This window comes from Pannonibacter sp. SL95, assembly GCF_026672425.1.
Classification (GTDB): domain Bacteria; phylum Pseudomonadota; class Alphaproteobacteria; order Rhizobiales; family Stappiaceae; genus Pannonibacter.
Map to the genome: position 1 here is coordinate 164394 of NZ_JAPPRC010000004.1, position 11556 is coordinate 175949.

Annotated in this window: 11 protein-coding genes; 5 read left to right on the forward strand and 6 right to left on the reverse strand. The window is 61.3% G+C overall.

All coding sequences use genetic code 11. The features are described from left to right. Nucleotides 1–45: 45 nt before the first annotated feature. The 5 genes from OVA12_RS11300 to OVA12_RS11320 all read right to left on the reverse strand — a co-directional run bounded on the left by OVA12_RS11300 (nt 46) and on the right by OVA12_RS11320 (nt 3505). A complete protein-coding gene (locus OVA12_RS11300) occupies nt 46–411 on the reverse strand; it encodes a hypothetical protein (RefSeq protein ID WP_268137369.1) in 366 nt (121 codons plus the stop codon). 276 nt (nt 412–687) lie between these two features. Continuing rightward, a complete protein-coding gene (rplT, locus tag OVA12_RS11305) occupies nt 688–1047 on the reverse strand; it encodes a 50S ribosomal protein L20 (RefSeq protein WP_268137371.1) in 360 nt (119 codons plus the stop codon). A 26-nt stretch (nt 1048–1073) separates the two neighbouring features. Then, nucleotides 1074–1271 (reverse strand): 50S ribosomal protein L35, encoded by a 198-nt coding sequence (gene rpmI / locus OVA12_RS11310; protein ID WP_106753636.1) that lies wholly within the window; start codon nt 1269–1271, stop codon nt 1074–1076. Between the two features lie 327 nt (nt 1272–1598). Further along, nucleotides 1599–2141, reverse strand: coding sequence for a translation initiation factor IF-3 (infC, locus tag OVA12_RS11315; RefSeq protein WP_268138682.1), 543 nt, complete (start codon nt 2139–2141; stop codon nt 1599–1601). 170 nt (nt 2142–2311) lie between these two features. Further along, nucleotides 2312–3505, reverse strand: coding sequence for a glycosyltransferase family 4 protein (locus OVA12_RS11320; protein ID WP_268137374.1), 1194 nt, complete (start codon nt 3503–3505; stop codon nt 2312–2314). Between the two features lie 87 nt (nt 3506–3592). On the opposite strand from OVA12_RS11320, the gene OVA12_RS11325 reads away from it, so the two are divergent. Both OVA12_RS11325 and OVA12_RS11330 read left to right on the forward strand, forming a co-directional pair. Beyond that, nucleotides 3593–4387 carry an alpha/beta hydrolase gene (locus tag OVA12_RS11325; RefSeq protein WP_268137376.1) on the forward strand — a complete coding sequence of 265 codons (795 nt, stop codon included), beginning with the start codon at nt 3593–3595 and terminating at the stop codon, nt 4385–4387. A gap of 164 nt (nt 4388–4551) precedes the next feature. Then, the gene (locus tag OVA12_RS11330; RefSeq protein WP_268137378.1) at nt 4552–6231 is read left to right on the forward strand and encodes a methyl-accepting chemotaxis protein; all 1680 of its coding nucleotides are present in this window, start codon (nt 4552–4554) and stop codon (nt 6229–6231) included. 57 nt (nt 6232–6288) lie between these two features. Here OVA12_RS11330 and purU read toward each other — a convergent pair whose 3' ends face one another. After that, the gene (gene purU / locus OVA12_RS11335) at nt 6289–7140 is read right to left on the reverse strand and encodes a formyltetrahydrofolate deformylase (RefSeq protein ID WP_442793858.1); all 852 of its coding nucleotides are present in this window, start codon (nt 7138–7140) and stop codon (nt 6289–6291) included. A gap of 443 nt (nt 7141–7583) precedes the next feature. Between purU and OVA12_RS11340 the strand changes: the two genes are divergently transcribed. The 3 genes from OVA12_RS11340 (at nt 7584) to OVA12_RS11350 (ending at nt 11550) form a co-directional block, all read left to right on the forward strand. Then, entirely contained in the window at nt 7584–8156 is a 573-nt protein-coding gene (locus tag OVA12_RS11340; RefSeq protein ID WP_268137383.1) for a PDC sensor domain-containing protein, read from the forward strand. 41 nt (nt 8157–8197) lie between these two features. Next, nucleotides 8198–10573 (forward strand): methyl-accepting chemotaxis protein, encoded by a 2376-nt coding sequence (locus OVA12_RS11345; RefSeq protein WP_268137385.1) that lies wholly within the window; start codon nt 8198–8200, stop codon nt 10571–10573. A gap of 113 nt (nt 10574–10686) precedes the next feature. Continuing rightward, entirely contained in the window at nt 10687–11550 is an 864-nt protein-coding gene (locus OVA12_RS11350) for a sterol desaturase family protein (RefSeq protein WP_268137387.1), read from the forward strand. Nucleotides 11551–11556 lie beyond the last annotated feature (6 nt).

Genomic DNA, 11556 nt, shown 5'->3' on the forward strand with positions numbered 1-11556 from the left:
CGGTTCGGGCGACCTTCTTTCTGGCTGACGCCAGAGTTCAACGGCTCAGAGCTGTGTCGAAATGACATGTCCGGGCGCGCGGCGGCGCGGCGATGCGGCAACGCTGCGGTAGCTCAGCACACCATCCAGCGCCTCTTCCGGTCGCGCCTTCAGCGTCAGCACGTCAAGGTCGCGCATGGCGATCAGATGCGCCAGGAACGCCGCATCGGGACGATAGAAGCCGTAGCCCGGCTGCTGCTCCTCCGGACCCGACACCATCGGAGCCGGCAGATCGATCGGCGTGCGGGCAACCTCCTCGACATCCTCGGCAGTGGCGGCGCGGGCGCGGGCCTTGGCACGCACCTGTGCCCGCACCTGCGCCTTACGGCGGTCAGAGTATCGGTCAAACGGACGGAATGGATCGATACGCAACGGATCTGCCTCTGTCTGTTCCGGATCGGGACGCCGGGGATGAACACACCCCCTGCTTCGCAATCACCATGCCAGACAGCAGGGCGCGTTAAGGATTTGTCTCTGATTTCATTTGCTTTTCAGCCAGAATGGTTAACGCGGGCCAGATTGTTTTAAACAAATGCCACTGGAGATGCCGTCAGCGCGGCCGGCCGCTCACGACCTTGGGCCGCGCAAACAAAAAAGGCGCCTCCGGATGGAGACGCCTTTTTCAAACGGACGAGCCGTCAAAAGAACTCAGGCAGCCAGAGCGCCCTGTGCCTTTTCGACCAGGACCTTGAAAGCGGCCGGCTGGTTGATGGCGAGGTCCGACAGAACCTTGCGGTCGACTTCGATGCCAGCCTTGTTCAGGCCGTCGATGAAGCGGCCGTAGGTCAGGCCATGCTCACGGGTGGCAGCGTTGATGCGCTGGATCCACAGCGAGCGGAAGTTCCGCTTCCTGACCTTACGGTCGCGGTAGGAATACTGAGCGGCCTTCTCGACGGCCTGCTTAGCAATGCGGATGGTATTCTTGCGGCGGCCGTAGTAGCCCTTGGCAGCCTTGATAACCTTCTTATGACGGGCATGGGCCGTTACGCCCCGCTTGACACGCGCCATGGGTAAACTCCTTGATTGTCAGGTGGTTATGCGTTGGGCATATACTGCTTCACGATCTTGGCGTCCTGCGGTGCCAGCGTGGTCGAACCACGGGCGTTGCGGACGAACTTGGCCGTGCGCTTGATCATGCCATGACGCTTGCCAGCCTGACCGGTCTTCACCTTGCCGGTCGCGGTCAGCTTGAAGCGCTTCTTCGCTCCAGACTTCGTCTTCAGCTTGGGCATTTTGCATCCTTTCATTGGTGCGGGAGGTTGAACCGCCCGCTCGTTTGTTGGTGCATCGAGAGGTCGCCACGGCATGCCCTGGTTTCGCGGATGTCGATCAAGGATGAAGACTGGCTTCAGACAACAGAATGACGTGTCCGCAAAGAGCCGGACGACTCTGGACCGGTGGCTTATAGGGACAGGCGGCCTTGAAAGCAACCTGAATCCGCCCTCGCCGGCGTCAGAATGCAAAACAGCCCGGACGTTGGGCCCGGGCTGCCAGATTGCACATGCGCGACCGAGGCCGCTTTACCGTTCTTGAGGCTCGCGAGAATCCGCTCCGGCGCGTCAGCGCTGGATTGGTGCCAGGACCATGACCATCTGCCGGCCTTCGAGGCGCGGAGCAGATTCGATCTTGGCAACGTCAGCCGTCTCGTCACGAACCTGCATCAGCAGCTTCATGCCAAGATCCTGATGCGCCATTTCACGACCACGGAATCGCAGGGTTACCTTGACCTTGTCGCCTTCCGAGAAGAAGCGCTGAATCGCCTTCATCTTCACCTCATAGTCATGGGTGTCGATGTTCGGACGCATCTTGATCTCCTTGATCTCGACGGTCTTCTGCTTCTTGCGCGTCTCGGACGCTTTCTTCTGCGACTGGTACTTGAACCTGCCGTAGTCCAGGATCTTGCAAACCGGCGGTTCCGCATTCGGCTGAATCTCGACCAGATCCATTCCAGCTTCAACAGCCAGATCAAGGGCCTCCTGCGTCGGGACGATGCCCCGGTTCTGACCCTCGTGATCGATCAACTGGACTTCGCGAACGCGAATTTCATCATTGGTGCGCGGGCCATCCTTTGTAGGAGGCGGGGCGCGGAACGGACGGCGAATGGTCGCTATCTCCTCTGTCGTTGCAATCAGGCAGCTCTGCCTCAGGCCGCGAATGCACCAAAAACCCCGAACGCGAACGCCGAGGGCGATGACCACACGCTGTTGGTCTGAAGCCCCTACAAAATCCGCCCATCCTGCCGGAAAGTCAACACCGGAAGCGGCGGAAAGCCTCAGGATCGCTTTGCCGGCGCGTGGTTGATCAGCCTGGCGTAGGTTTCAAGCGTCGCTGCACACATCGCCTCGACGGTGAAATGCGCCGCGACGTGGCGGGCAGCGCGGGCGTTCAGGTCCGCGCGCGCCTCTGGCGTCAGCGCCAGTACCGTTTCAATCGCATCGGCGAGGGCCTTTGCGTCCCCCGGCGGCACGCGCCAGCCGGTCCGCTCGGCCTCCGTCACCTCCGGCGGCGCAAGCACGGTTTCAGGCACCGCCCCGAGATCAGAGACGATGACCGGCACACCCGCTGCCTGCGCCTCGACGGCTGCCCGACCAAAGGCCTCCGGCTCGGTCGAGGCGACGACGCTGAGCGTGCTCACGGCCAGAGCGGCCGGCACATCCGCGCAGTGTCCGACAAGGCGGATATCATCCTCCAGGCCGTGATCCGCAATCGCACGCAGCAATTCCGCCCGATAGCCCTCGCGGCCCTGGTCATCACCCGCCAGGATGGCCAGTGGCAGTGCCGCCCCGCGCCGCTTCAGCTCCGCCATGGCCGCAACCACGACCCGTTGCCCCTTCCAGCCGGTCAGTCTGGCAAGCTGCAGCAGGACCGGCCGGTCGCCAGCGCTGCCAAACTGCTCGGCCATCCCCGCCCGGCGCTGCGGCGTCACCGCAACCGGATCCAGCGCCCGAAGGTCCGATCCGCGATGGATGACCACCAGACGGTCACGGGCAAAGGCATTCCGTGCTGAAATCAGATAGGCCGTGTACCGGGAGTTGGCGATAACGAGATCACCGCGCGCCATGACCGAATTGTACCAGGCTTTCAACGCGTTGGTCTGCTTGTAGATGCCGTGATAGGTCGTGACCAGGGGCAGGCCCGCCCAACGCGCGGCTAACAGCGCGGACCAGGCGGGCGCACGGCTGCGGGCATGGATCAGGGCGACGCCTCTGACCCGGGCAAGGCGCCGAAGCCGCCACGCATTCGCCAGAATGGTCAGCGGATTTTTTGAGGCGACCGGCAGCACGATGTGCTCAGCGCCACACGCTTCCAGCTCCTGGACAAGCCGGCCACCCTCGCTGACCACAAGCGCGCGCCATCCCCTTGCAACGATCGCGGCGGCCACATCGACCGTCGTGCGCTCGGCACCGCCGGTCTCAAGATCCGGAATGACCTGCAGGACGAGCGGGGAATGAGATCGTGTGGCCAAGAGCGTCTCCGGACGCAACAGCGCCTTTAGTCCGCCGCCGGTCTGTGCCAAACCGGCGGGCATGATTGAGTTGTCTGGAGCCATACAATGACGCCGTCTGCGCCGCAATTCCTCACCGTCGGCAAGGCGGGCGATGCCCGTGACATCGCCTATCTCCGTCAGGAGGGACGCCAGCCCGGCCTGATGTGGCTGTCGGGTTTCAAGTCAGACATGCGCGGCAGCAAGGCCGAGGCACTGGCAGAGTGGGCAGACACATCCGGGCACGCCCTCACGCGGATGGACTACTCCGGCCATGGCGCATCGGGCGGCGCATTCACGGATGGTACGATCAGCCGTTGGCTCGAGGAAGCCAAGGCGGTTTTCGACAGTCAGGCACCGGGCAGCCGCATCCTCGTCGGATCGTCCATGGGCGGTTGGCTGGCCCTGCTGTTGACGCTGGCCCATGTTGCCGAGGTCGGCCTCAGCGCGAGCCGGATCAAGGGACTGGTTCTGATTGCCCCTGCCGCCGACTTCACCGAAGCACTGATGTGGCAGCATCGGTTCGATGACACGATCCGCGCGGAGATCATGGAGAAGGGTCGCTATGAACGCCCCTCAGCCTACGGTGACGGCCCATATGTCATCACCAGAGCCCTGATCGAGGACGGTCGCAATCACCTTCTGTTGAACCGCAGCCATCGCCTTGGCTGCCCGATTTCGATCCTGCAGGGGAGACTGGATCCCGATGTGCCCTGGCAGCACGCCCAGCGCCTTGTCGAGCGCCTCCCGTACGACGACGTGTCGTTTACCCTGGTACCCGACGGTGACCATCGCCTGTCGCGAGCGCAGGACATCGCTCTGCTGCAAAAGTCGGTAGAGAAAATAGTCGAACAAAATCTATGATTGTAAATACGTAGAAACATCGAGAAACATAAGTTCTCCTACGTATACGCGGCAATTTACTTCATGGAATATTATTCCACAATAAAGGAAGTATACATGGGTTAACATTAAATTTAACGCTGAGGCGCATTGAAGAGGCGTTGTTATTGTTAGGAAATCGAATCATGCGCCTGCAACTATCGAGCGTCATGCTGGGAATATTCGCGCTGATCCTTGTGGCCCTGGCTGGCGTCAGCCTGACCGCGCGCTCCGGCGTCGTATCCGTTAACGACATGACGGCAGAAATCGTCGATATCTGGCTCCCCAGCGTTTCGATCAGCCAGTCGATCGAAGCACTGAGTTTCAAGGTTCAGGCCGAACTTCTCATGCATGCGGCAGCCACAACCGATGCGGAACAGTCCGCCATCGAACGGGACCTGACGTCGATCCGGCAGGAGATGACTGGCCTCTTTGCCAGCTACGAAAAACTGATCGTCAGCGAACGCGAGCGCGGGCTGTTCAATGACCTGACTTCAAAATGGGCCGCCTTTGATGCAACCGCCGCCAAGGTGATCGCGCTGTCTCGCAGCGGCAGCAAGCAGGAGGCAATCGCGTTGTTTGCCTCGGACGGCAAGCAGTTGTTCGCGCGGGCAAACGAAGCCCTCGACGTGATCGTGAAGCTGAACATCGATGGCGCGGCCGATGCCGGCAAGTCCGCTGAAGCAACCCAGGCGTCCGTCGAAACCTCGCTCATCGTGGCTGCATCCGCAGTGCTTCTGATCGTCGTCGGGGCCATGGCCTATGTGCTGATGCGCCTGACCGGCCCGATCAAGGCACTGACCCAATCGATGCAGGCCGTTGCAGGTGGCAATCTCGATGTTCGCATCCCGCATGCGGCCATGCGCAACGAGATCGGGGACATGGCCCTGTGCCTGGAAGGTTTCGTCTCTGATCTGCGCGCCGGCCGCAAGGCTCAGGCGGAACAGGCCGAAGTCGAACGTCATGCAGCCAAGCGGATGGCAGAAGAGCGTCAACGCATTGCCGACGCCTTCGAGCAGAAAATGGGAACCCTGGCCGAACAGTTTCTGGCAGCTTCAGATGCGCTGGCAGGATCGGCACGCAATCTCTCTGACACGGCGGAAGAAACAGCCCGCCAGACCCAGGTCGTCGCCGGCGCAGCCGAAAATGCTTCGGACAACGTGCAGACTGTTGCCGCAGGGACAGAAGAACTGACGGCGTCCATCCGCGAGATCAGCTCGCAGGTCTCCCGCTCAAGCTCGATCACGGAAACAGCCGCCCAGGATGGCGCCGCCGCCAGCAGCAACATCAGCGCGTTGTATAGCTCGGCCCAGCAGATTGGCGAAGTAGTGGAGCTGATCAGCGACATCGCGGCGCAGACCAACTTGCTTGCGCTGAACGCCACCATCGAAGCGGCGCGTGCCGGCGAGGCCGGGCGCGGCTTTGCTGTCGTGGCTTCTGAAGTGAAGCAGCTTGCAGCCCAGACGTCCGGCGCCACGGAAGAGATCAGCCGCAAGATCGGCGAGATCCAGACGGCGACGTCCGGCTCGGTCGACGCAATCCGCCGCATGGTTGCGACGATCGAAGATATCCGTGCCCTGACTTCAAGCATCGCGGGCGCTGTCGAGCAGCAGACGGCGGCCACATCGGAGATCGCAATCAACACCCAGCGCGCTGCGATGGGTGCGGGCGATGTCAGCCGCAATATTGCCAGCGTTGGCACAGCAGCCGAAATGACCGGCGAAGCGGCGACACAACTGATGAGCCTGTCAGGAAACCTGTCGTCGCAGTCCACGGCCCTTCGCGAGGAAGTTCGCGGCTTCGCTCACAGCCTGCGCAACGGCTGAGGCAAAGGCCCCAGGCAACATGGAAGGCCGTGCCCAATGGGCACGGCCTTTTTCGTTTCAGCGGGCGAAGACGATGGTCTTGTTGCCAACGATCATCACCCGGTTTTCCAGGTGATACTTGACCGCCCTTGCCAGCACGCGGGCCTCGATATCGCGGCCACGCGCCACGAAATCATTGGCTGAGAGCGAATGATTCACGCGCTCGGCATCCTGCTCGATGATCGGACCCTCGTCGAGGTCGGCGGTGACGTAATGCGCTGTCGCACCAATCATCTTCACCCCACGCTCATGTGCCTGGTGATAGGGCCGCGCGCCCTTGAAGCTCGGCAGGAACGAGTGATGGATGTTGATGACCTTGCCGAAGAGGCGCTTTGACAGGCTGTCGGACAGGACCTGCATGTAGCGGGCCAGAACGACAAGATCCGCTCCCGTTTCCTTGACCAGCGCCAGCAGCTTCTCTTCCTGCTGCGCCTTGTTTTCCTTGTTCACCGGCCAGTAGTGGAAGGGAATGCCCTCGATATCGGCAGTCCGGCGGCTGTCTTCATGGTTGGAAACAATCGCAACGACGTCTGCATCCATCCAGCCCACGCGCATCTGGTAGAGAATATGCAGCATGGCATGGTCGAACTTCGACACCATGATGATGATTTTCTTGCGTTGCGACTGGTCCGTCAGCTCGGTCTTCATGTCGAACCGGGCGATGGCCGGTGCCAGAGCCTTGGAGATCGCGTCCTTCGTCAGCGTATCAGGCGCCAAAAAGGCAATGCGCATGAAGAAGCGGTTGGTGACCTGATCCCAGAACTGATCGCTCTCGGCAATGTTGGCCCCCATGTCGGCAAGCTCCGTGGTCACCGCCGCAACGATGCCCGGCCGATCCTCACAGGACAGGGTGAATACAAAGGATTTCATCGACAAGGCGGGTCCCTTTCGGTTCGTGGGGGCGTGTCTTTTAGCACAGCGGCAACCGGATAAAAGCCGAAGTCTGGCGGCGGAGCGCCGCAGCCCAATCCAGGAGCGTCATGGCTTCCAGACATAGTCTTGCCTTTGGCCATCCCTCCTCGCCCAAGGGAATCCGCCACCGTTCCCCTGATTTGCGACATGGCCAACCAGAGTGGAGCGTCTGCCTCGCCGGCCGCACCCCCCTGTTAAAAACATCACCAGTCAAATTTTCGATATTCGCCTGCATGACGTCGCCGATTATTTCGAACAAAGCAAAAGCTAACTCCGAGTTGCTTCATTAACACTCAGAATAGCGCAAGTTAACTGACGATTTACCGCATCCTGCAACGTCAGAAAGATTTCGTTAACCATTTGAGGAACACTTATTAAGTGCATTACGGAGTCGATTCGCCATGAGGTATCTGACCTTCGCTTTCGTTGTCCTGTGCATTGCGTACCCCAAATTCCTGTCTGCAAACGAGTTTCAGTCAGAACTTGAAGCACTGGCGAACAGCCGCGTCCTTTCGCTCGCTGCAGCGCCTGAGGTCATTTCGGCCCTGATCGAGCACAACCAGGCACATGCAGGCCTGGACCAGGACGGGATCGACAAGCTGGACAAGGCTTGGAGATCCGAAGTCGCCTCGATCGATCAACCGACAATCGACGCGGTCATGGATAATCCGCTGTCGAGATTTCTTATCGCCCAGCAAGACGCCAGCGGCGGTCTGTTCACGGAAATCATCGTCATGGACGCAAGAGGGCTGAATGTCGGCCAGAGCGAACTGACAACCGACCTGTGGCAGGGGGATGAAGACAAATGGACCGAGACCTTCGCCAAAGGCCCGGGCTCCCTGCACATCAGCGACATCGTTCAGGATGAATCGACCCAGGTCGTACAAAGCCAGATCAGCATGCCTGTTATCGATCCGGGAACAGGCAAGCCGATCGGGGCCGTCACGGTTGGCGTGAACATCGAGCGACTTTGACCGGGCACAGCCCGGCGTGATCCTCCAGGAAGGTGGAACACATGCGGATTTCCAGAAAGCTTCCAGCGATGATGATCGCGCTTGGCCTGCTCTGCTCGGCCGGCGTCGGCGTCGCCAGTTACTTCTCGGCTGCCAGTATGATGCTGACCGAAGGCGAGGAACGGCTATCTGCCCTTGCTGAGGGTGAGGCATCCGAAGTCGAGGCGTTCTACAGCAGTGTCACGTCCGAGGTGACGGCGTTTGCTGACAGCTCCACCGCTCTGGCCGCCTTCCGCGGCATGCGGGATGGCTGGTCCAAATACGGATCCGAGGCACCATCCGTGCTGCAAGCGAAATATGTCGCCGCCAATCCCCATGCCGCCGAAGCGCGCGATGCGCTGGTGAAAGCAGGGCACAAGCCTTACGACATCGCCCACAAGACATTCCATCCTGTTTTCCGCCGGTTGGCGCAGAATTCAGGGTTCGGCGACATCTTCCTGATCTCGCCCGAGGGCAAGGTCATCTATTCGCTCAAGAAACGGGATGATTTTACCGCTGACTTGCGGTCGCCCGCATGGTCTGCTTCGCCGCTCGCCCGAGCCTTCGAACTGGCAGCAGCGGGAAAGCCGGATGAAGCCTTTATCGAAGATGCAGCCCTTCACCCGGCGCGGGGCCAGAACCCGACCGGGTACATCGCCACGCCGATTTCGATCGGGCGCAAGTCAATCGGCGTGATGGCGGTCGAAATGCCATTCGGCCGCCTGGACGCCATGCTGGGGCACTACGACGGTCTGGGCGACACCGGCAACATCTTCCTCGTCAACGACAAGGGCGAGGCACAGAACGACAGCAATCGCACGCCTTCGGCAAGCGAGCGGATGACCGCGGTCATCAGCCCGGAGCACATCAACGAGTCATTGTCGGGCGGCGAGACCCTGCATCAGATCTCGGATCCTGAAAACGGTGACCGTGACGCGGTCATCGAACCAGTCGAGATCGCCGGAAAACGCTACGCGATCATGATCGTCCAGAATGTCGACGAGTTGCTTCATCCGCTGGTCGGTCTGCGCAATTGGGCGATACTCATCTGCGTCATCGGTGGCCTGTCAACGGCAGCCGTCGCTGTCCTGTTCTCCGGCCGACTGGCGCGCAGGATCCGCCGTTTGTCCAGTTCCATGGCCGATCTCGCCTCCGGCAAGGTGGACGTGACATTGCCCGAGGATCGCCGCTCGGACGAAATCGACGACATGACCCGTTCAGTCATCGTCTTCAAGGACAACCTGATCCGCCGCGCCGAGCTGGAAGAAGGCGCAAAGGTGGAGCGGGAAAAGGAACGGCACCGTCAGGCGCATGTGGAATCGATCATCCTGAAATTCAGGGAACTGATCGGCGAGATGGTTCGCAAGGTCGAGAGCCGGACCGGAAGCCTGACCATCAGTGCAGGCAACATGAACCGCGTTGCACTGGACGCCGCGCAGCAGGCGAACTCAGCCAGCCACGCGTCCGCCCATTCTTCCGAGAACGTTCAGACCGTTGCAGCGGCAGCGGAGGAACTGACAACGGCCATCTCCGAAATCCTCAACCAGTCCGCCCGCGCGGGGGACATTGTGTCGACGACAACCACTGTCGCGAAAGACACCAACCAGGAAGTCGCCAGCTTGGACGAAGCCGCCGAGAAGATCGGCGCCGTGGTCGGCATGATCCGCGAGATCGCGGAACAGACCAATCTCCTGGCACTCAATGCCACCATCGAGGCCGCTCGGGCCGGATCGGCCGGAAAGGGCTTCGCCGTCGTCGCCGCGGAAGTGAAGGCGCTGTCGGATCAGACCGCGCGAGCGACGGAACAGATTGCGCTGCAGATTACCGGTGTGCAGCGCCTGACAAAAAACGCGATCGGCTCCATTCGCCGCATCTCGGAACAAATCGAAAATGTGCACGTGGTCACCGGAGCCATCACCTCAGCCGTGGGAGAGCAACGCAAGGCGACGCAGGAAATCACCCAGAGCATTGCGCTCGCGGCAAGCGGGTCAAGCGAAGTGGTCACCAACGTGGCTCAGGTTTCCGAAGCCATCCAGGTGACCCTTCGCGAGGCCGGATCCGTCGACAAGGTCAGCGGCGAGGTCAAGGACGTGTCCAACGACCTTATGCAGGCCGTCGATGACTTCCTGACCGAGATGCAGAAGGACGTGGCCGAACGCCGCAAGGCGCTTCGGGTGCAGGCCGGCGAGGAAACGGTGACGGTGGACAGCCAGCGCGGTACGTTCGAAGCCGAAGTGCGCGATGAATCGCCCGTCGGGCTTGGTCTCTACCCTGCTCCCGGTCTGGTTCCCGGGCTTACAGTCACCATTCGCCGGGCTTCGGGGCGGCGGCAAACGGGACGTGTGGCCTGGTCATCGGACAAGGGCGTCGGAATTTCCGATCTCGCTGATCTGGCCTGAGCAAGAGCAATCCCTGATCACTTTCGCGCCAAGGGCGGCCTGTCGCATTGACGACGGGCCGCCGGTTTCGTCTTGTCATTCGATCCCGTTCTGGGATCGAAAGGACTTGGAACATGCAGGAACTGGTGCTGGGTCACGAACAGACCTTGCGGCTCTCCGCCTTTCTGGGCGTCCTGATCGCGATGGCACTGTGGGAGCTCGCGTCCCCCCGCCGCCGGCTCGAGGCTCCTCGCGTGCTGCGCTGGTCCAACAACCTGTTGCTCGTCGGTCTGGACACGGTGATTGTCCGCTTGGCTTTCCCGGTTCTCGCAGTTGGTCTCGCCCTGAAGGCGGAGGCTGGCGGATGGGGCCTGTTCAACGCGCTCGACGTGCCGGGCTGGATTGCTTTTGTCCTCAGCGTCGTGTTGCTGGATCTGGTGATCTATCTGCAGCACGTGCTGTTTCACTTCGTGCCAGGCCTGTGGCGTCTGCACCGGGTGCATCATGCGGACCTCGACATTGATGTGACCACTGGCCTGCGGTTCCATCCGGTCGAGATCCTGTTGTCGATGGTCTTGAAACTTGGTGCCGTGGCAGCGCTCGGAGCGCCTGCCGCAGCCGTTCTGGTGTTCGAGGTGCTGCTCAACGCCTGCGCGATGTTCAACCACTCGAACATCCGGCTGCCCGCAAGCGTCGATCGCGTCCTGCGGCTGTTCCTGGTCACGCCGGACATGCACCGGGTCCACCATTCCGTGATCCCGCGCGAGACGAACTCGAACTTCGGCTTCTCCCTGTCGTGGTGGGACCGGTTGCTCGGCACCTATATCGCGCAGCCGGCTGAGGGACATGAGGGCATGCGCATCGGCATCCCGCAGTTCCGCACCCGCCGCGATCTCTGGCTGGACCGGATGCTGTGGCAGCCCCTGCGTGGCCCCGCCTATGGCTCCCCCCGCGGCACCGACGACACGGGCACGGCCAGGACAAAACCGGAGGCCTGAGGCCTC